Below are 24,573 nucleotides of genomic sequence, written 5' to 3' on the forward strand. Positions count from 1 at the left end.
ACGAAATATCCAGTAGGGCGTCCGCGAAGTGCCCACGCAACCGGCTCACGACTTGGCCGCCACCGGCTCGCCGAGGACCGAGGTCAGCAGCTCGGCCGCCCAGTCGAGCAGTTGTGTGTCGCGCATCGGCTCGCCGCCGACCCGCCGGGTGGACGGGCGCGGCAGCGACACCGTGTCGGCCGCAGCCTTGTAGACGGCCTCCGGGTAGAGCCGCTTGAGCCGCATCTGCTTGGAGTCGGGCAGCTGCAGCGGGCCGAAGCGCACGTGCTTGCCCTGCAGCGACACGTCGGTCAGGCCGTAGGCGCGGGCCAGGAACCGGAACCGGGCCACCGCCAGCAGGTTGGCCACCGGCAGCGGCGGCTCGCCGTAGCGGTCGCGCATCTCGGCCACGATCTCGTCGAGCGCGGCGTCGCCCTTGGCCCCGGCGATCTTGCGATAGATCTCCAGCCGGAGCCGCTCCGCCGAGATGTACTCCAGCGGCAGGTGCGCGTCGACCGGCAGGTCGATCTTGACGTCGGGCTCCTCCTCCTCGGGCCGCTCGCCCTTGAACTGCTGCACCGCCTCGCCGACCATGCGCACGTAGAGGTCGAAGCCGACGCCCTCGATGTGCCCGGACTGCTCGCCGCCGAGCAGGTTGCCCGCCCCGCGGATCTCCAGGTCCTTCATCGCCACATACATGCCGGCGCCGAGCTCCGTGTGCTGCGCGATCGTCGCCAGCCGCTCGTGGGCGTGCTCGGTCAGCGGCTTGTCCGGCGGATACAGGAAGTAGGCGTAGGCCCGCTCCCGGCCCCGGCCGACCCGGCCGCGGATCTGGTGCAGCTGGGCCAGGCCGAGCAGGTCGGCGCGCTCGACGATCAGGGTGTTGGCGTTGGGGATGTCGATGCCGCTCTCCACGATCGTGGTGCAGACCAGGACGTCGTACTCCTTCTCCCAGAACCCCACCATGATCTTCTCGAGGGCATCCTCGGTCATCTGGCCGTGGGCGACCGCGATGCGTGCCTCGGGGACCAGCTCGCGCAGCCGGCGGGCGGCCCGCTCGATCGACTCGACCCGGTTGTGCAGGTAGAAGACCTGGCCGTCGCGCAGCAGCTCGCGGTGGATCGCCGCGGCCACCTGCTTGTCGTCCTGGGCGCCGACGAACGTGAGCACCGGGTGACGCTCCTCCGGCGGCGTGGCGATCGTCGACATCTCCCGGATGCCGGTGATCGCCATCTCCAGGGTGCGCGGGATCGGGGTGGCGGACATGGTCAGCACGTCGACCGAGGCACGCAGCTGCTTGAGGAACTCCTTGTGCTCGACGCCGAAGCGCTGCTCCTCGTCGACGATGACCAGGCCCAGCTGTTTGAACCGGGTCGCGGTCTGCAGCAGCCGGTGGGTGCCGATGACGATGTCGGCGCTGCCGTCGCCGACCTTCTCCAGCGTCACCTTCGTCTCCGACGGCGTCTGGAACCGCGACAGCTGCCGCACCTCGACCGGGAACTGCCCCACCCGCTCCGAGAACGTGTTGAAGTGCTGCTGCGCCAGCAGCGTCGTCGGCACCAGCACGGCGACCTGCTTGCCGTCCTGGACCGCCTTGAACGCCGCCCGCACCGCGATCTCGGTCTTGCCGTAGCCGACGTCGCCGCAGATCAGCCGGTCCATCGGGACCGACTTCTCCATGTCGGCCTTGACCTCCTCGATCGCGGCGAGCTGGTCGGGGGTCTCGTGGTAGGGAAACGCGTCCTCCAGCTCACGCTGCCAGGGCGTGTCCGGGCCGAAGGCGTGGCCCTGGGAGTTTTGCCTCACGGCATACAGCTGGATGAGCTGCGCGGCGATCTCGCGAACCGCCTTGCGCGCCCGCGACTTGGCCTTCTGCCATTCCGAGCCGCCCATCTTGTGCAGCGTGGGCGCCTCGCCGCCGACGTAGCGCGACAGCTGGTCGAGCTGGTCGGTCGGCACGAACAGCCGGTCGCCGGGCTGGCCGCGCTTGGACGCCGCGTATTCGATCACGAGGTATTCGCGGTCGGCGCCGTTGACGGTGCGCTGGACCATCTCGACGTATCGGCCGATGCCGTGCTGCTCGTGCACCACGAAGTCCCCGGTGCGCAGCTCCAGCGGGTCGATCTGGTTGCGCCGCCGGCTGGGCATCTTGCGCATGTCCTTGGTGGACGCGCCCCGCCCGCCGGAGATGTCGGCGCCGGTGATGACCGCCAGCCGGGCGTCCTCGTCGAGGAACCCGAGCTCGAGCGAGCCGGTGGCGACCGCGATCACGCCCGGCTCCGGCGCCCGCTCCAGCGACTCGACCAGCGACACCCCGAGGTCGGAGCCGCGCAGCACCTCGGCGGCGCGCTGGGCCGGCCCGGTGCCCGCGAACACCAGGGCGACCCGCCAGCCGTCGCCGATCAGCCGCTTGAGGTCGTCGACGACCCGGGCCGTCTCCCCGTGGTACAGCGGCACCGCCTGCGCGGCGATCGTGATCGACACCGCGTCGTCGGAGACCGTGACCGCCCGGTCCTCGCCGAGGCGCCAGGGCTCGTCGGCCTCGCGCGTCGTCTCGGCCGCCGTGAACGGGCTCAGCGACCACCACGGCTGCCCGAGCGAGGCGGCTGCGGCGCGCACCTCGCCCAGGTGGCGGAACGCCGCCGCGCCGAGGTCGATCGGCGCCTTGCCGCCGACCGCGGCCGCGGCCCAGCTGGCCTCCAGGAACTCGTCGCTGGTGCGGACCAGGTCGTGCGCCCGGGTGCGGATGCGCTCCGGGTCGCACAGCAGCACGTGGGTGCCCGGCGGCATGGTGTGCAGCACCAGCTCCAGCGAGTCGGTGCCGCCCAGCAGCGCCGGCGCGAGCGACTCCATGCCCTCCACGGGGATGCCGCCGGCGAGCTTGTCGAGCATCTCGGCCAGCTGCGGGTGGTCGGTGGACAGCGCCGCCGCCCGGGCCCGCACCTCCTCGGTGAGCAGCAGCTCCCGGCAGGGCGGCGCCCAGAGCCGGTCGGCCTTCTCGATCGTGCGCTGGTCGGCCACCGCGAACGAGCGGATCTCCTCGACCTCGTCACCCCAGAACTCCACGCGCAGCGGGTGCTCCTCGGTCGGCGGGAACACGTCGAGGATGCCGCCGCGGACCGCGAACTCGCCGCGCTTGGTGACCAGGTCGACCCGGGTGTAGGCGAGCTCGGCCAGCCGGACGGTCAGCGCGTCGAGGTCGGCCGAGCCACCCGGCCGAAGCTCGATCGGCTCCAGGTCGCCCAGGCCCTTGAGCTGCGGCTGCAGCACCGAGCGGACCGGCGCGACGACCACCCGCGGGCGGGGCGCCGCCGCGGTCGGGTGGGCGAGCCGGCGCAGCACGGCCAGGCGCCGGCCGACCGTGTCGGAGCGGGGGGAGAGCCGCTCGTGCGGCAGCGTCTCCCAGGACGGATACACCGCGACGGAGTCCGGCTCGAGCAGGCAGCCCAGGGCGCCCGCCAGGTCTTCGGCCTCGCGCCCGGTGGCGGTCACCGCCAGCACCGGCCGCTCGGCGGCGATCGCGGCGGTCACGAAGGCGCGCAGGGCCGCCGGCCCGGTCAGGTCGACCTGGTCGGCGTGCCCGGCGCGGGCGAGGTCACGCGCGCGGGCGAGGGCGGGATCGTCGAGGGCGGCGGCGATGAGACCGGCAAGCTTCATGGTGATATGCACCCACTACTTCTGGTGTTGACGCTGCACGGCAAACAGCCCCGCGCCCAGACAGGGCGGGGGTGGTCGATGCGGGTACCAGACTATCCGGCGGGTATGACAGAAAAGCCGGGGGCGAAGCCGTGTGAACACCGGGTGAGATCTTGAGACGTGACTCACCGCGGCACTACAGCGCGTCGTGCGAGCCGATACGATGCCGTGGAAGCAATCCGGACAGAAACCGATACGGGCAGAAAACGGACAGCGCCGTCCCCCAGCCGAGGAGAGCCATACTTGGGAGGGGACAGGAACATGTCTGCTGAGGTCCACGAAGCGTCGATCGCCGACGCTGCGCTGCGCGCCGATGTCCGCCGGCTCGGCTCCCTGCTCGGCCAGAGTCTCGTCCGTCAGGACGGCCAGCAGCTGCTCGACCTCGTCGAGGAGGTCCGCGCGCTGGTCCGCACCGACCCGGAGGCGGCCGCCGAGCGGCTGCACGGGCTCGACGTGGTGACGGGCACGCAGCTGGCGCGCGCCTTCTCGACGTATTTCCACCTCGCCAACATCACCGAGCAGGTCCACCGCGCGCGCGAGCTGCGCCGGATCCGCGTCCGCGAGGGCGGCTGGCTGGAGCGGGCCGCGAAGCTCATCGCCGACCGCGGCGTCGGCGTCCGCGAGATCGGCTCGATCGCCTCCAGGCTCGCCGTCCGTCCGGTGTTCACCGCGCACCCCACCGAGGCCGCGCGCCGCTCGATCCTGACCAAGCTGCGCGCCGTCGGCGACGAGCTCGACGCCGAGGCCGTGGCGACCGCGCTGGACGGCTCGGCGGAGCCGGACAAGACCCGCACCGCGCGCACCGACCGGCGCCTCGCCGAGCTGCTCGACCTGCTCTGGCAGACGGACGAGCTGCGCCTGGAGCGGCCGGAGCCCAGCGACGAGGCCCGCAACGCCGTGTACTACCTGGCCGACCTGGCCGAGGGCGCCGCGCCGCAGGTCCTCGACGACCTCTACGAGACGCTGCGCGATCTCGGCGTACAGCTGCCGCCGACGGCGCGGCCGCTGACCTTCGGTTCGTGGATCGGCGGCGACCGCGACGGCAACCCGTTCGTGACCCCGGCGGTGACCCGGGACGTGCTGCTCATCCAGCACGAGTACGGCATCCGCATGGCCGAGAGCGTGATCGACGGCCTGATCGACGAGGTCTCGGTCTCCAAGCGCCTGCGCGGGGTGTCGCTGGACCTCTCCGCGAGCCTCGCCGCCGACCTGGACAACCTGCCGGAGCTGCCGGCCCGCTACCGCCGGGTCAACATGGAGGAGTCCTACCGGCTCAAGCTGCGCTGCATCCGGCTCAAGCTCGGCCAAACCCGGACCCGCCTGGCCACCGGCACACCGCACAAGCCCGGCCGCGACTACCTCGGCACCGGCGAGCTCATCGCCGACCTCGAGCTGATGCGGGCGTCGCTGGCGCGCAACGGCGGCCAGCTCGCCGCGACCGGCAAGCTCGCGTCCGCGATCCGCACGCTGTCCGCGTTCGGCCTGCAGCTGGCCACGCTGGACGTCCGCGAGCACGCCGACGCGCATCACGAGGTCCTTTCCCAGCTGTACCGCCGGGTCGGCGAGGTCGATTACGGCGCGCTGGACCGCGACGCGCGCCGCCAGCTGCTCATCGACGAGCTCAACGGGCGCCGGCCGCTGGCCACCCGCGACACCGGCCTGACCGACAGCGCGCGCAAGACGTTCGACGTGTTCGCCGCGATCCGCGAGGTGCAGGAGCGCTTCGGCCCCGAGGTCATCGAGACGTACATCATCTCCATGACCCAGGGCATCGACGACGTGCTGGCCGCGGTCGTGCTGGCCCGCGAGTGGGGCCTGGTCGAGGTCAGCGCCGGGGCCGGCTTCGGCGGCGCCTCGATGGAGTCGGCCCGCGCCCGCATCGGCTTCGCGCCGCTGCTGGAGCAGGCGCGGGAGCTGGAGATGGCCGGCGAGCTGCTCGACGACCTGCTGTCGATCCCGGTGTACCGCGCCATCGTCCGCGCCCGCGGCGACGTGCAGGAGGTCATGCTCGGCTACTCCGACTCCAACAAGGACGCCGGCATCACCACCTCGCAGTGGATGATCCACAAGGCCCAGCGGCAGCTGCGCGACGTCGCGGCCCGCCACGGCGTGCGGCTGCGCCTGTTCCACGGCCGCGGCGGCACCGTCGGGCGCGGCGGCGGCCCCACCCACGAGGCGATCCTGGCCCAGCCGTGGGGCACGCTCGACGGCGCGATCAAGGTGACCGAGCAGGGCGAGGTCATCTCCGACAAGTACACGCTGCCCGCCCTGGCCCGGGAAAACCTCGAGCTCACGCTGGCCGCGGTGCTGCAGAGCGCGCTGCTGCACACCGAGCCGCGCCAGCCCGCCGAGTCCCTGGCCCGCTGGGACGCCGCGATGGAGACCGTCTCCTCCGCCGCGTTCGCCAACTACCGGGCCCTGGTGGAGAATCCGGACCTGCCCGCGTACTTCTGGGCGGCCACCCCGACCGAGCTGCTCGGCGCGCTCAACATCGGCTCGCGCCCGGCCAAGCGGCCCAACGCCGACGCCGGCCTGTCCGGCCTGCGGGCCATCCCGTGGGTGTTCGGCTGGACCCAGTCGCGCCAGATCGTGCCCGGCTGGTTCGGCGTGGGCAGCGGCCTGCAGGCGGCCCGCGAGGCCGGCCTCGCCGACGTGCTGCGCGAGATGCACGAGAAGTGGCACTTCTTCGCCACGTTCCTGTCCAACGTCGAGATGATGCTGGCCAAGACCGACCTGGAGATCGCGTCGCGGTATGTCGAGACGCTCGTGCCCGGCCCGCTGCGGCCGATCTTCGACGTGATCAGCGAGGAATACGAGCGGACCGTGGCCGAGGTGCTCGCCATCACCGGCGAGGCCGGGCTGCTCGACCGCCAGCCGGTGCTCCAGCGCACCCTCGGCGTCCGCGACAGCTACCTGCAGCCGCTGCACCATCTGCAGGTGACGCTGCTCGGACAGTACCGCGCGAGCAAGACCGCGGACAGCGGCGCCTGGCCCGGCGGCCGGCGCTCCTCGCCGGACCCGGCGCTGGAGCGAGCCCTGCTGACCACGATCAATGGCATCGCGGCGGGCATGCGCAACACCGGATGACCGCTGTGGCAGGCTTGCGGGCGTGTCTGTGAACGGTTGGGCAGTCGATGGATGGGCGTTGCCGGACGAAGTGTTGCGCGACGCCCCGACGTATACGCCGAAACCGTCCGAGCTCGCCGACCTGGAGCTGCTGCTCTCGGGCGCGTACACGCCCCTGACCGGCTTCCTGGGCTCGGGAGACCTCATCGCGCTGCGCCGCACCGGCCGGCTCGCCGACGGCACGACCTGGCCGGTGCCGGTGACCCTGGAGCTGCCCCGCACCCTCGCCGAGCAGCTCGACGTGACCAACCCGCTGCGGCGGGTGCTGATCCTCGCCGACCTCGAGGGCGCACCCGTCGCGGCGCTGGACGCGACCGAGCTCTACCCGGCGCGCAAGACCACGCTCGGCGTCGCGGGCCGCGTCCGCCGCCTCGGCGACGGCGGTCACGGCGCGTTCCGCCGGATGCGCCGCACCCCTGCGGAGGTGCGCGGCTCGCTGCCGCCGGGCCGCATCCTCGGCGTCATCGCCGACCGCCCACTGCACCGCCCCCAGCTCGCGCAGATCGCCCGCGCCGCCCGTACGCTCGCCGCGCACCTGGTCGTCCTCGTGCCCGTCGACGGCCCGGGCCCCGACGGCCTGGCCCCGGAGTCGCTCGTGCGCTGCGTGCTGGCCGCCCGCGACCGGATGCCGGCCTCGACGATCGTGGCGCTGCCGCTGCCCTGCCACGACGGCGACGACATCCGCGACGCCATGCTGCGCACCCGGGTCGCCGCCGCCTACGGCGTCACGCACCTGCTCGCGTCGAGCGAGTCCATGCTCTCCGGCGGCGGCCTGCGGGTGCTGGTGCCCCGCGAGCTCGCCTACGACGGCCGCGACGGCCAGTGGCGCTCGCTCGACGACATCCCGCCCCGGCACCGCCGCCTTCCGCTGACCTTCGCCGAGATCGACGACCACCTCGACCGCGGCACGATCCTGCCCGAGTGGCACACGCCCCCGGCCGTGGCGCGCGAGCTCGCCCGCGCCCGCCCGCCCCGCCGCCAGCGCGGCCTCGTGGTCTTCTTCACCGGCCTGTCCGGCTCGGGCAAGTCCACGATGGCGACCGGCCTGGCCGACGCGCTGCTGGAGACCGGCGAGCGCACCGTGACCCTCCTCGACGGCGACATCGTGCGCCGGCACCTCTCGGCCGGCCTGGGCTTCTCCGCCGAGGACCGCGACACGAACATCCGCCGCATCGGCTGGGTCGCCGCCGAGGTCGGCCGGCACGGCGGGGTGACGATCTGCTGCCCGATCGCCCCGTACCGCGACGCCCGCGCGGCGGCGCGCCAGTTCGCCCACAACGCGGGCGCGGGCTTCGTGCTGGTGCACGTGGCGACCCCGCTGGCCGAGTGCGAACGCCGCGACCGCAAGGGGCTGTACGCGAAGGCCCGCGCCGGCCTGATCAAGGGCATGACGGGCATCGACGACCCGTACGAGGAGCCGCTCGACGCCGAGCTCACGATCGACACGACGAACCTGTCCCAGGGCGAGGCCGTGACGACGGTGCTGCGCTACCTGGGCAGCCACGGCTGGCTCGACCCGCGCCCCATCCCCTAGATCCCCAAGGCGCATCGCACGGACGTGCTCGCCGCGTTCCGCTCGTCGCTCGCGCGGGACGCCTACTACGGGCCGATGGCGGCCTCAGCGCACCGGTAGCTCGCGGCCCTGGCGCTCCGCCGCGGCCGGCGCCGGATCCTGGTTGACACGCCGGGCCGCCAGCACGAGGCCGGCGCCGACCAGCAGGACGCCGGCCACCTTGGCCGGCCCGGGCTCGGCCCGGTCCACGAGGGACGTGGTGATCAGGGCGCACACCGGCACCAGCGCCAGGAACACCCCGGCCCGGTCCACGCCGAGGCCCGCGACGCCGGTGTACCAGCACACGAACGCGACCACGGTCAGGACCAGCCCCAGGAAGGCGAGCGCGGCCGCCTCGCCCAAGTCGGGCAGGCGGGGGCGCTCGCCGGTGAGCGGCAGGGTCAGCAGCAGGATCGGTACCGCCAGCGCCGTGCTCCACGCCGACACGCGCACCGGCCCGAGCCGGGGCAGCAGCGGCGCCGCCAGCAGTGAGAAAGCGGCCTCGCAGCACAGCACCCCGACCGCCGCGACCAGGCCTTCCCGGTCGTGCGCCCCGAAGCCCGAGACCAGCGCCGCGCCCGCCACGACCACCGCGGCGGCGCCGAGCAGCCGGGGCGCCGGGCGGCGGCGAGCCTGCAGCGGGCCGAGCAGCGCGAGCAGCAGCGGGCTCACCCCCACGATGGTGGCGATGACCGCGGGATCGGCGTGCCGCAGCGCGAAGAGCAGCAGGACGTTGAACGCGACGAGGCCGGTCGCCGCGACCAGCGCCAGCCGGCCGAGCTCCCGCGCGGTCGGTCTTCTCGACTCGCCACGCGCGGCGAGGGCGAACAGGGCGAGGGCGGCGAGGGCGTACCGGAGCGCCTGGCCGGTGAGGATCGGATAGTCGACGATCGAGCGGCTCACGGTGAACGAGCCGCCGAGAATCGCGCAGGTCAGCACGCAGTACGCGGCGTAGCGGCGGGGCATGAGCAGAAACTTACGAGCGCCAGTGGTCCACGCTACAGTGCCACTGAAAGCTGCTTTTGGAGGGCCACTTTGTCGGTTTGGGAGGCGTTGGTCGAGCTGGACCGCACCCGCCCGCGCGTGGGTGAGCAGCTCGTCGGCGCGCTGCGGGAGGCGATCACCCGCGGCCGGCTCGCGCCCGGCACCCGGCTGCCCTCGACCCGGGACCTCGCCGCCGACCTGGGCGTGTCCCGCGGCCTGGTGGTCGGCGCCTACGAGCAGCTCGCCGCCGAGGGGCGGCTGGTCAGCCGGCGCGGCTCGGGCACGGTCGTCGCCGAAGTGGTGACCGCCGTGCCCCGCCAGCGCGGCGACGCCTCCCAGCGGCGCACCGCGGTGGCCCCGCTGCGGCCGGGGGTGCCGGACCTGGGCGCCTTCCCGCGTACGGCGTGGCGCCGCGCGTACGAGACCGCCCTGACCGGCGCGCTGGACGCCGACTTCGACTACGCCGACGCGACCGGCGTGCCCCGTCTGCGCACCGAGCTCGCGGGCTACCTCGGCCGGGTGCGCGCCGCCCTGGTACCGCCGGACGGCCTCATCGTCACCGCCGGCGTGACCCAGAGCCTGGCCCTGCTGGCGCGGGTGCTGCTGGCCCGGGGCGCCCGTCGCATCGCCCTGGAGGACCCCGGCCCGGCCGCGCTGCGCGATCACCTCGTGCGCCTGGGCCTGGACGTGGTACCCGTCCCGGTCGACGAGGACGGCATCGACGTGGCCGCGCTGGCGCGCACCCGCGTCCGGGCGGTCGTGCTCACCCCCGCGCACCAGTTCCCGACCGGCGTGGTGCTCGCACCGGGCCGCCGCGCCGAGGTGATCGCCTGGGCGAGGCGCGTCGACGGCCTCGTGGTCGAGGACGACTACGACGCCGAGCACCGCTACGACCGCGAGCCGGTCGCGTGCCTGCAGGGCCTGGCCCCCGACCGGGTGGCGCTGGTCGGCTCGGTGAGCAAGGTGCTGGCCCCCGGCCTGCGGCTGGGCTGGCTGGCCGCCCCCGTCGCCTGGCTGCCGGACCTGTGCGCGGCCAAGCACGACGCCGACAACGGCGGCCCGGCGCTGCAGCAGCTGGCGTTCGCCGAGTTTCTGGCCGGCGGCGGGTACGACCGCCACCTGCGCCGGGCCCGCCGCCTGCACCGGGAGCGCCGCGATGCGGTGGTGGCGGCCTTGCGGCGGTATCTGCCGAGGGCGCGGATCGGCGGCATCGCGGCGGGCCTGCACCTTGTGGTGGAGCTGCCGCCGGGCGTGGACGACGTGGCCCTGGCCGAGCGCGCGGCCGAGGCTGGCCTGGGCCCGCTGGCGCTCTCGACCCTGCGCATGCGCAAGGGCGGGCCGGGCGGGCTGGTGCTGGGCTACGCGGCACACACGCCGCACGAGCTCACGACCGCGGTGCGCACGCTGGCCCTGCTGCTCTGACCGCGCCCGCGGCGGTTGCCGTTGCTGCGGGGATTCCGGATATGTCCGGCGCTGGCGCGCCAGGCATATCCGACATATCACGCGCCGGAGTGCGAGGCGGGCCGCCGGGTGGCCGGGCAGACGATAACGTCGAGGCATGTCCCAGGATTTCGTGCCACTAGCCGAGCACATCGCCGACGCGCTGCTCGAGTGTGCGCCCGGGCTCGCCGCCAGCGCGGGCGACCACCGCTTTGACGACCGGCTGCCCGACTACTCCACCGACGGGGTGGCCTCCGACGTCGAGATGCTGCGCGACGCCTCCGCGGCGCTGAGCCAGGTCGACGTCGACGAGCTCGGCGTGCAGGACCAGGTCGACCACGCGGTGCTGCTCGCCCGGGTCGAGCGCATGCTGTTCGAGCGGTCCGAGATCCGTGAGCACGAGTGGAACCCGCTCGTGCACAACCCCGGCACCCTGCTGCACGGGCTCATCTCGCGGCCGTTCGCGCCGGCGGAGCAGCGGCTCGTGTCGATCGCCGCGCGGCTGTCGGCGATTCCCGACTCGCTCGCGACGGCGCGGGAGGTGCTCGGTGACTCGCCCCGGGTGCATGTGGAGACGGCGATCGGGCAGTTCGCCGGGACCGCGCGGCTGGTGCGCGAGGATCTCGGCGAGCTGTTCAAGGAGGCGCCCGGCATGGCCGAGGTGGTCGCGCCGGCGCAGGAGCGGGCCGCGGCCGAGCTCGACGCCTTCGCGGAGTGGCTGCGCGGGCGGCTGGAGCAGGCTGGGGAGTCGGCCGAGCGCGACCCGCGGCTGGGGCGGCGGCTGTGGGAGGCGCGGCTGTGGCACACGCTGGACACCGAGCTCGGCGCGCGAACGGTGCTCGAGCGCGCCGAGGCCAACCTCGAGCGGGTGAGCGGCGAGCTGCGGGCCGTGGCGGCGGAGCTGACCGGCGGGGCGGAGTCGACGGAGACGGTGCGGGAGGCGCTGGCCCGCGCGGCCGCCGACGTGCCGGACAACGACACGATCGTCGAACTCGCGAAGGTGTCGCTGGACGAGGCGACCGCGTTCGTGCGGGACCACGAGCTGGTGACGCTGATCGACGACCCGCTGGTGATCATGGAGATGCCGGAGTTCGCGCGGGGGGTGGCGGTGGCGTACTGCGACCCGCCGGGCCTGCTGGAGCCGGCCGAGCTGCCGACGTTCTTCTGCATCTCGCCGACCCCGGCGGACTGGTCGGCGGAGCGGGTGGCGTCGTTCTACCGCGAGTACAACAGCCACATGCTGCGTGACCTGACCGTGCACGAGGCGACGCCGGGGCACTTCCTGCAGCTGGCGCACGCGCGCCGGTTCCGCGGCCGCACGCGGGCGCGGGCGATCGGCTGGTCGGGGCCGTTCGTGGAGGGCTGGGCGGTCTACGCCGAAGAGCTCATGGCCGACCGCGGCTTCGGCGGGCTCCCGGTGCGCCTGCAGCAGCTCAAGATGCAGCTGCGGATGAGCATCAACGCGATCATCGACCAGCGGGTGCACTGCGACGGGATGACCGAGGACGAGGCGATGGCGCTCATGATGGAGCGCGGCTTCCAGGAGGAGGGTGAGGCGGCCGGCAAGTGGCGGCGCGCGCTGCTGAGCTCGACGCAGCTCTCGACGTACTTCGTGGGCTACACCGAGGTCCGGCAGATCGCCGATGAACGGCCGGCGAACGTCACGCTCCGCGACTGGCACGACCGGATGCTGGCGCACGGCTCGCCTCCGCCCCGCCACCTGCGCACGCTGCTGAATCTCAACCCGTAGCGCAAGCAAGATCCGCCCGGGCGATAGGCTCTGAGGTGCCGCACCGTGGCGGCCGACCAAACTTTTTTCTGCAGGGAGTGACACGACAGTGGCCACTATCGAAGCAATCGGCGCGCGGGAGATCCTGGACTCGCGGGGCAACCCGACGGTCGAGGTCGAGGTCGTTCTCGACGACGGCACCCTGGCCCGGGCGGCGGTCCCCTCGGGCGCCTCCACCGGCGCCTTCGAGGCCAACGAGCTGCGCGACGGCGACAGCAAGCGCTACCTCGGCAAGGGTGTCGAGCGGGCCGTCGAGAACGTCAACGAGCGCATCGCCGAGGCCGTCCGCGGCTTCGACGCCACCGAGCAGCGCCTCGTCGACCAGGCCATGCTCGACCTCGACGGCACCCCGGAGAAGTCGGAGCTCGGCGCCAACGCGATCCTCGGCGTCTCGCTCGCGGTGGCCAAGGCCGCCGCCGACTCGGCCGGCCTGAGCCTGTTCAAGTACCTGGGCGGCCCCAACGCGCACGTCCTGCCGGTGCCGATGATGAACATCCTCAACGGCGGCGCGCACGCGGACTCCAACGTGGACATCCAGGAGTTCATGATCGCGCCGATCGGCGCCCCGACGTTCCGCGAGGCGCTGCGCACCGGCGCCGAGGTGTACCACACGCTCAAGTCGGTGCTGAAGAAGAAGGGCCTGGCCACCGGCCTGGGCGACGAGGGCGGCTTCGCCCCGAGCCTGCCGACCAACGCCGCCGCGCTCGACCTGATCGCGGAGGCCGTGGAGAAGGCCGGCTACTCGCTGGGCAGCGACGTCGTGCTCGCGCTCGACGTGGCCGCCACCGAGTTCTTCAAGGACGGCGGCTACGGCTTCGAGGGCGGCAGCAAGTCGTCCGAGGAGATGATCGCTTACTACTCTTCTCTCGTGGACGCCTACCCGATCGTCTCCATCGAGGACCCGCTGTCCGAGGAGGACTGGGACGGCTGGAAGGCGATGACCGACGCGCTCGGCGGGCGCATCCAGATCGTCGGCGACGACCTGTTCGTCACCAACCCGCAGCGCATCGCCCGGGGCATCGCCACCCAGACCGCCAACGCGGTCCTGGTGAAGGTGAACCAGATCGGCTCGCTCACCGAGACGCTCGACGCCGTCGACCTGGCCCACCGCGCCGGGTTCCGCACGATGATGAGCCACCGCTCGGGCGAGACCGAGGACACCACGATCGCCGACCTCGCCGTCGCCGTTGGCAGCGGCCAGATCAAGACCGGCGCGCCGGCCCGCTCCGAGCGGGTCGCGAAGTACAACCAGCTGCTGCGCATCGAGGACGAGCTCGACGACGCGGCGCGCTACGCGGGGCGCGGGGCCTTCCCGCGGTACCGTTAACCGTTCTTGATCGCCCGCGGCCCTCGCGTGATGCGCGGGCCGCGGGTCGTTCGGACCTTGGGGGAGGGCATGCAGCAGCGCACCAGGCCGGCTGGCCCGGGTGGGCCGGGTGGACGCGGTGCGGGCTCCCGCGGCTCGGCGCCGAGGGGCCAGCATGGCGGCCCGCGCGCCGGTGCGGGGCGTGCGCCCTCCCGCCCGATGGTGGCCCGGCGGGCCGTCACCACCAACGGCGCCGCGATGCGCACCCGGGCGCCGCAGCCGAGCCGCTTCACCAGCCGGGCCGTCCTGCTCAGCATCGTGCTGCTGGTGCTGCTGCTCGCCTACGCCTATCCGGTCCGGGTGTACCTCGCCCAGCAGGCCGAGATCCAGTCGCTGGAGGAGAGCCAGCAGCGGCAGAGCGTCAAGGTCGCCGAGATGGAGGCGCGGGCGAAGAAGTGGGACGATCCCGAATACGTGATCTCCCAGGCCCGCCAGCGGCTGCACATGGTGCTGCCCGGCGAGAAGCCCTACGTGGTCGTCGACCCGGCCAACAGCCAGGAGACCGACCCCGCAGACCTGCCGGGCGCGCCGAAGCCGCCCCGGCCCTGGTACGGCAAGCTGTGGTCGAGCGTCGAGGCGGCGGACAAGCGGTGACGGAATTCGACAGCGTGCATGCCGGGGAACCCGTGAAAGCCACCGAGGAGGATCTCGCGGTGGTCGCGGCGCAGCTCGGCCGCACGCCCCGGGGCACCCGCGCGGTCGCGCACCGCTGCCCGTGCGGCCTGCCCGACGTCGTGGAGACCACGCCGCGGCTGCCCGACGGCACGCCGTTCCCGACGCTGTTCTACCTCACCTGTCCCCGGGCGGTGCACGAGTGCAGCCGGCTCGAGTCGTCCGGGCTGATGCGCGAGATGGGCGCCCGGCTGGCCGAGGACCCGGAGTTGGCCGCGCAGTACGCGCGCGCGCACGAGGACTACCTGCGCCGCCGCGAGCAGGTCGGGCACGTCGAGGAGATCGCCGGGGTGTCCGCAGGCGGCATGCCGACCCGGGTGAAGTGCCTGCACGTGCACCTCGGCCACGCCCTCGCGGTCGGTCCGGGCGTCAACCCCTTCGGGGACGAGACCCGGGAGCTCGCGGGTGAGTGGTGGAAGGCGGGGCCGTGCGTCTCGATCGACGGGGCGAACTCATTCGATGCTGGTGACGACTGAGCGCAGGATCTCCCAGCCCTCGGCGTCGTCCTGGGTGCCGGTGTGCGGGCGGCGGAAGCGGCGCACCTCGACGGCGATGTCGGCCAGCGCCCAGCGCAGCTGAAACAGCATGATCGTCGAGGGGCGGACGAGCACGCCCGTGGCCTCGGCGTAGGCGGCGAAGATCGACCCGTCGCCGGGCTCGATCAGCCACAGGTCCCGTTCCGGCGGCGAGACGAGCACGGTGTCCCAGTCGATGAGCCGCCACCCGGTCGGGGTGCGCATGGTGTTGCCGGAGTGCGGCTCACCGTGGGTGAGCACCGCCCGCACCGGCTCCGCGCGGCTCTCCAGCACCAGCTCGTCGTAGCGGGCCAGCACCCGCTCCAGCGGCCGGCGGTGCTCGGCGAGCAGGTCGGCGGCCGGCACCGCGTAGGGCCCGCACTCGGCGCCGGGCCGGCGCAGCGCCGCCTCGACCTCGTCGCGGTGCGGCACGGCGAAGTCGTCCACCCGTGCGTGGCGGCGCGCGATCGGCGGCGCGGTGTGCAGCCGGATGATCATGTCGAGCGTGGCCTGTCGGTGCGCGGGCCCGGTGAAGGCGTTCCACTCGAAGCTCGCGCCGTCGACGAACGGGTAGACGGCGATCGTGAACGGCCCACTGCGCATGGTGGACCCGCTGCCGGCGGTGGGCACCGGTGCGACGACGAACGTGTGGCCGGTGGCGTAGAGATCGGCCGCGACGCGGAGCGAGGCGTCCAGCTTCGCCGGGTCGGCCGGCTCGTCGACGGTGACGAACCACCGGGAGCCCGTGGTGTCCACGAGCTCCCAGTGGTGACTGCCGAACCCCACGGGCCGGTATGTGAGCGACTTGACGGGAATGCCCCACTTCCTCGCGAGCATCGCCCTGAGCGTGTCCTCGGGGAGCCCAGCGGGTGGCGTCAACACCCCGACAAGGTACGTCACTTGCTCGGTACAGGCGGGGCGGTGCCCTCGATGATCTGGGCGCCCTTCGGGGGTACGAACGCCTGCGGGTCGACCTTGTCGCTGTACTTCGTCAGCTCCACGCCGAGCGGCTTGTCGTCCGTGCCGACCCCCTTGAACCGCGTGAGCAGGCCGTTCTCCGAGACGCAGACGTGGAACTCCTTCGCGGTGACCGCGTTGGGGTCGGCGTCGCGAGGGATGCCCGTCACATCGAGACAGTCGCTTTTCTGACCCGCGATCGTCGCGGTGCTCTCGACGATCTTGACGCCCGGCACGACGGCGGCGGCGGTCATGAGCGCCAGCGCCATCTCGGCGTTGACGAACCCGCCGCCGGCTACCGCCGAGAGGTACGTGGCCTGGTCGGACTTCGACAGCTGTCCGGTCTGCACCGGGCTCTTGTGGCATACGAGCTTGGCGCCGGGCTTGCCCGCGCAGTTGTACAGCGTGTCGTCGGTGAGGATGAACCGCCCCTCGGTGCCCAGGTAGGCGGCCTTCGGCGGCTGCTGCACGACGGTCGTGGTCTTCCCGTCGTCCTTGGAGCCGTCGATGTTCTTGTATTCGGCGGTGAAGGTCAGCTCACCGGACTTGCCGAGTCGGTCGGAGAGTTTGGAGATCGCGGAGACGTTGTCGACGGCCTGCTTGACCTTGCCGAGCACGCCGCAGCCCAGCGCGCCGGCGCCGAGCACGATTGCGGTGGCCGTGGCGAGCAGCCGGGATGCGGTTCGGTTCATTCGCACAATGTGGGGCCGCCCGGCCGTCCGGGCAACAATGTGTCAGCAGGGCGACCCGTTCACCGAGCAACTCGTCGGCTGCACGGCCGCGCCCTTGGCCTCGAAGCCCATCCGGATGGCCCCGCCGGCCTCGAGATAGGTGTTGTACGCCTGCGAGCGCAGCACGAGCCGGCCCGGCTGCAGCTCCGCCTTGGCGCCCCACGTCGAGGTCACGTCGACGCTCTTGGGCAGGTCCAACTGGACCGTCCACCCCATCAGGGGCTGGCTGCCCAGGTTGGTGAGCGTCACCTCGGCGTTGAAGCCGTCCTTCCACTGGCTGCGCACCGCGTACGCGGCCTTGACCGTCCCGGGCGCCGCCGTGGCGTGGATGCTCGGGGTGGTCTTCGCCGCCGCGGTCGGCCCGTTGGTGCCCGCCAACCGCGCCGGCTGGGGGCTCTCGTCGCCCTTGGTCACGTACAGGACCGTCATCGTGCAGGCCACCACCGTCATCACCGCAGCGGTGATCATCAGCACCCGGTCGCGTGTCAGATGCCACATCCCCGCGCCACTACCCTTACGGCCATGGAGGTAACCGTTCGGCGGGCGCGAACCGCCGACGTGCGGGGGATTCGGCGGCTCGTCGCGATGTACGTCGCGGACCGCCGGCTGCTGTCCAAGCCCACCGTCGCGCTCTACGAGGCCGTCCAGGAGTTCTGGGTGGCCGAGCGGCAGAGCGACCGCACGATCGTCGGCTGCGGCGCCCTGCACGTGATGTGGGAGGACCTGGCCGAGGTGCGCACGGTGGCGGTAGACCCGCTGCTGCGCGGGCACAAGATCGGGCACCGGATCGTCGCCGAGCTGCTGGACGCGGCCCGGGAAATCGGCGTGCGCCGGGTGTTCGTGCTGACGTTCGAGACGCACTTCTTCGGCTCGTTCGGCTTCGTGCCGATCGACGGGACGCCGGTCACCCATCAGGTGTACGAGGAGCTGCTGCGCTCCTACGACGAGGGCGTCGCGGAGTTCCTCGACCTGGAGCGGGTCAAGCCGAACACCCTCGGCAACCACCGGATGCTGCTGCATTTGTAGGCTTACCGATCGTGAAGCGAGTGGCGGCGATCGACTGCGGCACCAACTCCGTCCGGCTCCTGATCGCGGATGTCAGCGAAACGTCGGAAATTTCGGACGTGACCCGTCAGATGCGGATCGTCCGGCTCGGCGAGGGCGTCGACCAGACCGGCCGGCTGGCCCCGGCGGCCATCGAGCGGACCCGGCTCGCCCTGGCCGACTACGCGGCGGACATCGCGACGTCGGGCGTCGACGCGGCCCGCATGGTGGCCACCAGCGCCTCCCGCGACGCCGAGAACGCGGCCGACTTCCGCGCGATGGTGTTCGACACGCTCGGCTTCGAGCCCGAGGTGATCACCGGCGACGAGGAGGCCCGGCTGTCCTTCGCCGGCGCGGTGCGCGGCCTGACCGCGCAGCCGCCGTTCCTGGTGGTGGACATCGGCGGGGGCTCGACGGAGTTCGTCGTCGGCACCGACGGCGTGGACGCGGCGCTGAGCGTTGACATCGGCTGCGTGCGGATGACGGAGCGGCACCTGCGCGCCGATCCGCCCACGCCGGAGCAGGTGGCGGCGGCCGAGGCCGACATCACCGCCGCCGTCGACCGGGCGCTCGCCGCGGTGCGGGGCACCCGGGCGCACACGCTCGTCGGCCTGGCCGGCTCGGTGACGACGGTGGCCGCGCTCGCGCTCGGGCTGCCGGAGTACGACCCCCGGCGCATCCACCGGGCCCGGATCTCCGCCGCCGACGTCGCCAAGGTGACCGCCGACCTGCTGGCGAAGAGCGCGGAGCAGCGGCTGGCCAGCCCGGTCATGCACCCCGGCCGCGCCGACGTGATCGGCGCGGGGGCGCTGATCCTGCGGATCATCGTCGAGCGATCCGGCGCCGACTCGGTCATTGCGTCCGAGTCGGACATCCTGGACGGAATCGCCCTGTCACTGGCCTGAGCGGTCGCTGTCGGATTTGCGTCAGCGCAGGTCACCCGGTCCGGCGGACCTCTGCTCGGGACTGTTCCCGGGGCTCGGCGTCGTCGCGGGACCACCACCAGCCGTACGTGAGGACGCCGTCACTCGGCATCGTGATGATGATCTTGGCCGGCAGGGCGCCCTCGTAGGCGTTGAACACCCCCGGCTCGCTCTGCACGAAACGGGTGACGCCGGGCAGCTCAAGGCACGTGACGTGCAGCTCCAGCCGGCCGGCCTCGCTCGCGGTGAGGATCGTGTGCTCGACGTGCTGCAGTCCCTTGCTGTCGCTGACCGCCTCGTAGTCCAGCGTGATGGCGTTGCCGCGCACCACGGAGGTCACCTTGATGCGGGCGACGAAGGGCCCGGACTCCAGCCCGTCACCGCGTCCGCGATACACACCGGGCGCCGCGGCGAGTCGTTTCAAGAGATCGGTCACGGCGCACACCGTAATACGAGCACGCTCGGTGCTGCGCATATTGGTGCTCTACAGCTATCGTGAGCCGGTCCAGCAGGCCGGGGGTCGGTTTGCCAAGCTCAACCCCCTTTCGGCCCGCTAGGGTGATCTTTGCGGCATACCCCGGAAGGAAACGCATGTCTGATCAGTACCCGCCACCCGGCAGCTATCCGCCTCCAGGTGGCGGGGGTTACCCGCCGCCGGGCGGTGACCAGCCCCCCTACGGTCCGCCGTCCTCCGGCGCGCCGTACCCGACGTCGGGCTCGCCCTATGACCAGCCTCCGGCGTACGGCGCCCCCGGCCCGGGCGCGCCCGGCGCTCCGTACGGTGCTCCGTTCGGCGCCCCGCCGCCGCCCCCGAAGAAGAGCAGCGCCGGCAAGATCATCCTGATCATCCTCGGCGTCATCCTGCTCCTGGCGGTCCTGTGCTGCGGCGGCGTCTTCTTCTTCGCCAAGGGCACCTGGGACGACATCGTCAGCAGCAGCTCGACGAACGCCAAGGTCGGCGACTGCCTCGCCGGCGACGACATCAACGACTCGACGTCGAAGAGCGTCAACGTGAAGATCGTCAAGTGCGACGACTCGACCGCGAAGTACAAGGTCGTCGGCATCAAGGAGGGCGTGCCGAAGGCCGAGGCGCTCAAGGACAACCCCACCGTGTGCGACGAGTTCATCGATCAGGGCGCCAACCGTGTGCTCTGGCAGGGCCCCAACGACGCCAGCGGCCAGGCGCTCTGCCTCGGCGACGCCAAGTAGGGCCGAGCAAGCCCACGGAAGCCCCACGACACCGCGAGGCGGTCCGCTCCGGGCGGGCCGCCTTTTGCGTGCCCAGGTGCTCCGCGCTTGATACTACTGTGCATTGCGTACTACTCTGCTTGCCGTGGACACCACCCAGCTGCTGAAGGGGGTGCTCGACCTCGCCGTCCTCGCCGTGCTGCGGGACGAGGACGGTTACGGGTACGACATCCTGCGCCGACTGCGCTCGGCGGGCCTCGACGACGTCGGCGACGCGTCGGTTTACGGCACCCTCCGCCGGCTGTTCCAGGCCGGGTCGCTCACCACCTACGTGGTGCCCAGCGAGTCCGGCCCGCACCGCAAGTACTACGCGCTCAACGCCGCCGGCCGGGCCCAGCTCGCCGAGTCCGGCAAGGTCTGGCGCGGCTTCGCGCAGACGATGGACCAGCTCATCGGGGAGACCGCATGACCGGTCCGAAGCGGAGCGCCACCTGGTCTGGGTCGATCTCCGCGAAGCCTCATCGAGCCAGACTGGGTGTTGGGGCCGGTCATCGGCTGGCTCGGTCTTCAGGTCATGCAACCGACGAGCGAAGCGAGGAGGGCGCATGACCGCGCCGAGCAGTAGCAGCCTGGAGATCGACTACTACCTGGAGCGGGTCGGGGCCGCCCTCGCCGACCTGCCGCCGGACGTGCGCGACGACCTGATGGAGGACCTGCCGGCGCACTTCGCCGAGGTCCTCGAGGAGCAGGGCGGGTCGCTGGTCGAGCGGCTCGGCCCGCCCGCCGCCTACGCCGCCGAGCTGCGCGCCGCGGCCGGCCTGGACGCGGCGACCCGGCCGAAGCGCGGCCGCCTGGACCTGGAGCTCGTCCTGGAGCCCGTCACGGCCCGGGCGCGGGTCTTGGACGAGCGCACCGGCCGGCTCATCGGCTACGAGCGGGCCACCGACTTCCTGCGGCTGCTGCGCCCCGCCTGGTGGATCGTGCGCGGGGTGAGCCTGGTGGCCCTGATCTTCGCGCTCGACATCCTCCCGACCGATCGCTTCGACCACCCCATCGGCTGGATCCTCGTCGCGGTCGCCGTGGTGTTCTCGGTCCGCGTCGGCGCCACCGGCCGCCCGCGCATGCCGCGCTGGGCCGGCTACGCCGTCACCGGGCTGGCCGCGATCGGGGCTCTGGTGGTCCTCGTCAATGCGAGCCGCTTCGACGTGTACCACTACCCCCCGGAACCCGCCACGTACAACCCGTACTCGTACGTCACCGACGTCTACCCGGTCGACCAGAGCGGCACGCCGCTGGAGGGCGTCACGCTGTTCGACCAGAACGGCAACCCGATCGTGCTCGGCGACCAGTGGCGGTGCGCGAACAACAGCCAGCCGCTCCCGGAGCAGCCGACCTACCCCATGTGCGTGCGGCCGCTCAGGGCGGAGCCGACCGCGACGCCGTCGGCCTCCCCAACGGCCTCCCCAACGGCCTCCCCAGCGGCTTCGCCATCGGCCTCGCCATCCAGCTAACGTTCGGCAGGTGGAAGACGCCTGCGATGCCTTGGACCGTCTCGACGCCGAGATCGCCGAGTGTCGCCGCTGCCCGCGCCTGGTGGCGTGGCGCGAAGAGGTGGCGGCGACCAAGCGGGCGGCGTTCCGCGACGAGGAGTACTGGGGGCGCCCGGTGCCCGGCTTCGGCTCGCACCGGGCGCCCATCGCCATCCTCGGCCTCGCCCCGGCCGCGCACGGCGGCAACCGCACCGGCCGGATCTTCACCGGCGACCGCTCCGGCGACGTCCTCTTCGCCGCCCTGCATCGCGCGGGCCTGGCCAACCAGCCGACCAGCACGTCGCGTGACGACGGGCTGACGCTGATCTCGACCCGGATCTTCTCGGCCGTGCGCTGCGCGCCGCCGGACAACAAGCCCACCCCGCTCGAGCGCGACACCTGCGCGCCGTTCCTGCACCGCGAAATGCGCGAGATCGCCCCCGACCTGCGGGTCGTCGTCGCCCTGGGCGCGTTCGCATGGGCCGCCTTCTGGCCCGCGATCCGCGCCGTCTACGGTGTAGCACCGGCACGGAAGGTGCCGTTCGGTCATGGCGCCCTGTGGCGGACCGACGGCGCTCCCGCGTTGCTCGGTTGTTACCACGTGAGCCAGCAGAACACCTTTACCGGTCGGCTCACGCCAGGAATGCTGGACGAGATTCTCGCCCGGGCGAAGCAACTCGCCGGGCTCACATAGAGCGACGGGAAGCCCTCGACATCATGGACCGCACCTTCAACCGCTGGTTGCCGGTGCTGGGCGTCGTGGGCGTACTCGCAGTCGCGGCCCTCGCGGCGTCGATGTCCTCGCCGGAGATCACGAATGTGCCGGTGCCGCCGCCGAACACGGACCGGCCCTCGCCGCCGCTGCGGACCACGGAGATCGACCCGACCTCGGCCCCGCAGAGCACCGGCGGATCCGGGACGGGCGATCTGCCGGCCTGGCTGACGTACGTGGCCGTGGGCCTGTGCCTGCTGCTGGTCGCGGTGCTCGTCGGCAGCCTGGTGTGGTATCTGCTGCGCCACCGCACCCCGAAGCAGCCGCCGCGGCTGTTCGTCGAGCCGGAGCAGCCCAAGCCGATGGTGGCCGCCGATGCCGGCGAGGAGGTCATGGCCGCGGTCGAGGCCGGCCTGGTCGAGCTCTCCGACACCGACACCGACCCGCGGCGGGCCGTGATCGCGTGCTGGGTGCGGCTGGAGCGCGCCGCCGCCGCGGCCGGCACCCCGCGCCTGGTCGGCGACAGCCCGACCGAGCTGGTGACCCGCCTGCTGGCCGCCCACCAGGTGAGCCGCCCGACGCTGGAGGGGTTCGCCGAGGTGTACCGCGAGGCCCGCTACGCCACCCACCCGGTCGGCGAGCGCTCGCGCCAGGACGCGATCGCCGCCCTGCGACAGATCCGCGCCGAGCTGTCCGGCATCGGCCGGGCCGTGCCCGGAGGTGTGCCCGGTGCCTCGTGAGCAGGAGCAGGTGGTCGGCCTCGACGAGCTGTTCGAGGGCGGCCGGGCGGCCCAGCGCCGCGACCCGCGCCCGGTGCGCCGCCCGTCGCGGCCCTTCGACTGGCGCTGGTGGGTGCGCCGGCTCTTCGTCGCCGTCGCGCTGACCTCGGTCGGCTACGGCGTGCTCTGGGTGGCCAGCTACCGGGTGTCGTACCCCCTGGTGCTGCTCTCCATCGTGGCCGTCCAGGTGATGCGCCAGGTGCTGATGCAGGTGCACGCCGACGACCTGCCCGCCGCGGTGACCGGTGTCGGCCTGGACCCGGTCCGCGAGCCGCCGGAGCGCTCGGACCGCTCGCCCCGGCGCGAGCTGCGCGACTCGATCCCGTCCGGCGACGGCATCCGGCTCGCCGTGGCCAAGTGGGACGACCGTTTCGTGTGGGGCGAGCGCGACCCGGGGCGGTTCGCGGCCGTCGTGGTGCCCCGCTTCACCGACCTCGTCGACGCCCGGCTGCGCCAGCGCCACGGCATCACTCTGGCCGGCGCCCCCGAACAGGCCCGCCGGCTCGTCGGCGAGGAGATCTGGCAGCTGCTGCACTACACGCCGTCCCGCGTACCCAGCCCGCAGGACATAGCATCGATCGTCGCGAAGGTGGAGGCGCTATGAAGACGCTCGCACCGGCCGAGGTGGGCCGGATCGCCAAGGTGGTCCTGGACCAGGTCGGCACGGTGGTCGTCGGTAAGCGCGACTCGCTCGAGCTGGTCCTGGCCGGGATCCTGGCCGGCGGCCACGTGCTGCTGGAAGACCTGCCCGGCCTCGGCAAGACGCTGACCGCGCGCTCGTTCGCCCAGGCGCTCGGCATCGGCTTCCGCCGGCTGCAGTTCACGCCCGACCTGCTGCCCGCCGACGTGACCGGGTCGTTCCTCTACGACCAGCGCAACCACGAGTTCACGTTCCGGGCCGGCCCGGTCTTCACCAACCTGCTGCTCGCCGACGAGATCAACCGCACGCCGCCGAAGACGCAGTCGGCGCTGCTGGAGGCGATGCAGGAGCGCCAGGTGTCGGTCGAGGGCGCCACCTACCGGCTCGACGCGCCGTTCCACGTGCTCGCCACCGCCAACCCGATCGAGTACGAGGGCACGTATCCGCTGCCCGAGGCCCAGCTGGACCGTTTCCTGCTGCGTGTGTCGTTCGGCTACCCGGAGGCCGACGAGGAGTGGGACGTGCTGCGCCGGCGGATGGCCCGCCGGCAGGAGGACGCCAACCTCGAGCCGGTCGTCGACTCGGAGACGCTGCTGGCCATGCAGGGTGCGCTCGAGGAGGTCGCGGTCGAGGACTCGATCGGGCGGTACATCGTCTCCCTCACCGCCGCCACCCGCGTCCACCCGCACGTGCTGGTCGGCGCCTCGCCCCGTGGCTCGCTCGCGCTGCTGCTGCTCTCCCGGGCCTCCGCCGCGCTCAGCGGCCGCGACTACGTGGTGCCCGAGGACGTCAAGGCGGTCGCCGTCCCGGCCCTGGCGCACCGCATCTCGCTGCGCCCGGAGATGTGGCTCAAGCGCATCGACCCGCGCTCGGTGGTCGGCGAGGTGCTCGCCGAGACGCCCGCGCCGGCGAGCGGCGCGCTGCCGACCTACGGCGGAAGGCGTGGCTGAG

General features: G+C 72.7%; 22 protein-coding genes. 16 read left to right on the forward strand and 6 right to left on the reverse strand.

Translation table 11 applies throughout. From position 1 onward, the window contains the following. Nucleotides 1-45: 45 nt before the first annotated feature. A complete protein-coding gene (gene mfd / locus ACGFI8_RS09330; protein ID WP_392802201.1) occupies nucleotides 46-3,636 on the reverse strand; it encodes a transcription-repair coupling factor in 3,591 nt (1,196 codons plus the stop codon). Between the two features lie 300 nt (nucleotides 3,637-3,936). Between mfd and ppc the strand changes: the two genes are divergently transcribed. Continuing rightward, a complete protein-coding gene (gene ppc, locus ACGFI8_RS09335; protein WP_392802204.1) occupies nucleotides 3,937-6,762 on the forward strand; it encodes a phosphoenolpyruvate carboxylase in 2,826 nt (941 codons plus the stop codon). 28 nt (nucleotides 6,763-6,790) lie between these two features. After that, nucleotides 6,791-8,335: an adenylyl-sulfate kinase gene (cysC, locus tag ACGFI8_RS09340; protein WP_392802883.1), complete on the forward strand. Its 1,545-nt coding sequence runs from the start codon at nucleotides 6,791-6,793 to the stop codon at nucleotides 8,333-8,335. Between the two features lie 84 nt (nucleotides 8,336-8,419). Here cysC and ACGFI8_RS09345 read toward each other — a convergent pair whose 3' ends face one another. Then, nucleotides 8,420-9,319 (reverse strand): DMT family transporter, encoded by a 900-nt coding sequence (locus ACGFI8_RS09345; RefSeq protein WP_392802206.1) that lies wholly within the window; start codon nucleotides 9,317-9,319, stop codon nucleotides 8,420-8,422. A gap of 69 nt (nucleotides 9,320-9,388) precedes the next feature. On the opposite strand from ACGFI8_RS09345, the gene ACGFI8_RS09350 reads away from it, so the two are divergent. The 5 genes from ACGFI8_RS09350 (at nucleotide 9,389) to ACGFI8_RS09370 (ending at nucleotide 15,080) form a co-directional block, all read left to right on the forward strand. Beyond that, nucleotides 9,389-10,759, forward strand: a complete 1,371-nt coding sequence (locus ACGFI8_RS09350; protein WP_392802208.1) for a PLP-dependent aminotransferase family protein — start codon at nucleotides 9,389-9,391, stop codon at nucleotides 10,757-10,759. A gap of 136 nt (nucleotides 10,760-10,895) precedes the next feature. Then, nucleotides 10,896-12,527: a DUF885 domain-containing protein gene (locus ACGFI8_RS09355; RefSeq protein WP_392802210.1), complete on the forward strand. Its 1,632-nt coding sequence runs from the start codon at nucleotides 10,896-10,898 to the stop codon at nucleotides 12,525-12,527. Between the two features lie 88 nt (nucleotides 12,528-12,615). Beyond that, entirely contained in the window at nucleotides 12,616-13,893 is a 1,278-nt protein-coding gene (eno, locus tag ACGFI8_RS09360; RefSeq protein WP_392802212.1) for a phosphopyruvate hydratase, read from the forward strand. A 198-nt stretch (nucleotides 13,894-14,091) separates the two neighbouring features. Further along, on the forward strand, nucleotides 14,092-14,526 hold the full coding sequence (locus ACGFI8_RS09365) for a septum formation initiator family protein (protein WP_392802214.1): 435 nt from the start codon (nucleotides 14,092-14,094) through the stop codon (nucleotides 14,524-14,526). After that, complete coding sequence (locus ACGFI8_RS09370; RefSeq protein WP_392802217.1) at nucleotides 14,523-15,080, forward strand: DUF501 domain-containing protein; 558 nt, start codon at nucleotides 14,523-14,525, stop codon at nucleotides 15,078-15,080. Before ACGFI8_RS09365 ends, ACGFI8_RS09370 begins: the two co-directional genes overlap by 4 nt. On the opposite strand, the gene ACGFI8_RS09375 is transcribed toward ACGFI8_RS09370, so the two are convergent. The 3 genes from ACGFI8_RS09375 to ACGFI8_RS09385 are packed head-to-tail and all read right to left on the reverse strand — an operon-like array spanning nucleotide 15,057 to nucleotide 17,305. After that, nucleotides 15,057-15,956, reverse strand: coding sequence for a phosphotransferase (locus tag ACGFI8_RS09375; RefSeq protein WP_392802219.1), 900 nt, complete (start codon nucleotides 15,954-15,956; stop codon nucleotides 15,057-15,059). The genes ACGFI8_RS09370 and ACGFI8_RS09375 overlap by 24 nt on opposite strands. A gap of 59 nt (nucleotides 15,957-16,015) precedes the next feature. After that, nucleotides 16,016-16,768 (reverse strand): hypothetical protein, encoded by a 753-nt coding sequence (locus tag ACGFI8_RS09380; protein WP_392802222.1) that lies wholly within the window; start codon nucleotides 16,766-16,768, stop codon nucleotides 16,016-16,018. Between the two features lie 42 nt (nucleotides 16,769-16,810). Next, complete coding sequence (locus tag ACGFI8_RS09385; RefSeq protein WP_392802223.1) at nucleotides 16,811-17,305, reverse strand: cellulose binding domain-containing protein; 495 nt, start codon at nucleotides 17,303-17,305, stop codon at nucleotides 16,811-16,813. 24 nt (nucleotides 17,306-17,329) lie between these two features. On the opposite strand from ACGFI8_RS09385, the gene ACGFI8_RS09390 reads away from it, so the two are divergent. Then, nucleotides 17,330-17,833: an amino-acid N-acetyltransferase gene (locus ACGFI8_RS09390; protein WP_392802225.1), complete on the forward strand. Its 504-nt coding sequence runs from the start codon at nucleotides 17,330-17,332 to the stop codon at nucleotides 17,831-17,833. A 20-nt stretch (nucleotides 17,834-17,853) separates the two neighbouring features. Continuing rightward, entirely contained in the window at nucleotides 17,854-18,756 is a 903-nt protein-coding gene (locus tag ACGFI8_RS09395; RefSeq protein WP_392802885.1) for an exopolyphosphatase, read from the forward strand. 31 nt (nucleotides 18,757-18,787) lie between these two features. Here ACGFI8_RS09395 and ACGFI8_RS09400 read toward each other — a convergent pair whose 3' ends face one another. Further along, on the reverse strand, nucleotides 18,788-19,210 hold the full coding sequence (locus ACGFI8_RS09400) for a hypothetical protein (protein ID WP_392802227.1): 423 nt from the start codon (nucleotides 19,208-19,210) through the stop codon (nucleotides 18,788-18,790). 155 nt (nucleotides 19,211-19,365) lie between these two features. Here ACGFI8_RS09400 and ACGFI8_RS09405 point away from each other — a divergent pair, with 155 nt between their 5' ends. From ACGFI8_RS09405 to ACGFI8_RS09435, 7 genes are all read left to right on the forward strand, one after another. Beyond that, a complete protein-coding gene (locus ACGFI8_RS09405) occupies nucleotides 19,366-19,983 on the forward strand; it encodes a hypothetical protein (RefSeq protein WP_392802230.1) in 618 nt (205 codons plus the stop codon). Between the two features lie 124 nt (nucleotides 19,984-20,107). After that, nucleotides 20,108-20,431 (forward strand): PadR family transcriptional regulator, encoded by a 324-nt coding sequence (locus ACGFI8_RS09410; protein WP_392802232.1) that lies wholly within the window; start codon nucleotides 20,108-20,110, stop codon nucleotides 20,429-20,431. Nucleotides 20,432-20,567: 136 nt separating this feature from the next. Next, the gene (locus ACGFI8_RS09415; protein WP_392802234.1) at nucleotides 20,568-21,473 is read left to right on the forward strand and encodes an HAAS signaling domain-containing protein; all 906 of its coding nucleotides are present in this window, start codon (nucleotides 20,568-20,570) and stop codon (nucleotides 21,471-21,473) included. Between the two features lie 10 nt (nucleotides 21,474-21,483). Continuing rightward, on the forward strand, nucleotides 21,484-22,185 hold the full coding sequence (locus tag ACGFI8_RS09420) for a uracil-DNA glycosylase (RefSeq protein WP_392802237.1): 702 nt from the start codon (nucleotides 21,484-21,486) through the stop codon (nucleotides 22,183-22,185). Between the two features lie 23 nt (nucleotides 22,186-22,208). Beyond that, the gene (locus tag ACGFI8_RS09425; RefSeq protein WP_392802239.1) at nucleotides 22,209-22,943 is read left to right on the forward strand and encodes a DUF4129 domain-containing protein; all 735 of its coding nucleotides are present in this window, start codon (nucleotides 22,209-22,211) and stop codon (nucleotides 22,941-22,943) included. Further along, entirely contained in the window at nucleotides 22,933-23,586 is a 654-nt protein-coding gene (locus ACGFI8_RS09430) for a hypothetical protein (RefSeq protein WP_392802241.1), read from the forward strand. The genes ACGFI8_RS09425 and ACGFI8_RS09430 overlap by 11 nt, the downstream gene beginning before the upstream one ends. Then, on the forward strand, nucleotides 23,583-24,572 hold the full coding sequence (locus ACGFI8_RS09435) for an AAA family ATPase (protein WP_392802244.1): 990 nt from the start codon (nucleotides 23,583-23,585) through the stop codon (nucleotides 24,570-24,572). The genes ACGFI8_RS09430 and ACGFI8_RS09435 overlap by 4 nt, the downstream gene beginning before the upstream one ends. Nucleotide 24,573: the final 1 nt, after the last annotated feature.

Source organism: Dactylosporangium sp. NPDC048998 (genome assembly GCF_043197855.1).
Lineage (GTDB): Bacteria > Actinomycetota > Actinomycetes > Mycobacteriales > Micromonosporaceae > Dactylosporangium.

Coding starts and splice junctions, on each gene's coding strand:
- ACGFI8_RS09405 (WP_392802230.1), top strand. CDS start 19,366: ATGTCTGATCAGTACCCGCCACCCGGCAGCTATCCGCCTCCAGGTGGC.
- mfd (WP_392802201.1), bottom strand. CDS start 3,636: ATGAAGCTTGCCGGTCTCATCGCCGCCGCCCTCGACGATCCCGCCCTC.
- ACGFI8_RS09435 (WP_392802244.1), top strand. CDS start 23,583: ATGAAGACGCTCGCACCGGCCGAGGTGGGCCGGATCGCCAAGGTGGTC.
- ACGFI8_RS09385 (WP_392802223.1), bottom strand. CDS start 17,305: ATGTGGCATCTGACACGCGACCGGGTGCTGATGATCACCGCTGCGGTG.
- ACGFI8_RS09415 (WP_392802234.1), top strand. CDS start 20,568: ATGACCGCGCCGAGCAGTAGCAGCCTGGAGATCGACTACTACCTGGAG.
- ppc (WP_392802204.1), top strand. CDS start 3,937: ATGTCTGCTGAGGTCCACGAAGCGTCGATCGCCGACGCTGCGCTGCGC.
- ACGFI8_RS09355 (WP_392802210.1), top strand. CDS start 10,896: ATGTCCCAGGATTTCGTGCCACTAGCCGAGCACATCGCCGACGCGCTG.
- ACGFI8_RS09390 (WP_392802225.1), top strand. CDS start 17,330: ATGGAGGTAACCGTTCGGCGGGCGCGAACCGCCGACGTGCGGGGGATT.
- ACGFI8_RS09380 (WP_392802222.1), bottom strand. CDS start 16,768: ATGAACCGAACCGCATCCCGGCTGCTCGCCACGGCCACCGCAATCGTG.
- ACGFI8_RS09425 (WP_392802239.1), top strand. CDS start 22,209: ATGGACCGCACCTTCAACCGCTGGTTGCCGGTGCTGGGCGTCGTGGGC.
- ACGFI8_RS09345 (WP_392802206.1), bottom strand. CDS start 9,319: ATGCCCCGCCGCTACGCCGCGTACTGCGTGCTGACCTGCGCGATTCTC.
- ACGFI8_RS09365 (WP_392802214.1), top strand. CDS start 14,092: ATGGTGGCCCGGCGGGCCGTCACCACCAACGGCGCCGCGATGCGCACC.
- ACGFI8_RS09375 (WP_392802219.1), bottom strand. CDS start 15,956: ATGCTCGCGAGGAAGTGGGGCATTCCCGTCAAGTCGCTCACATACCGG.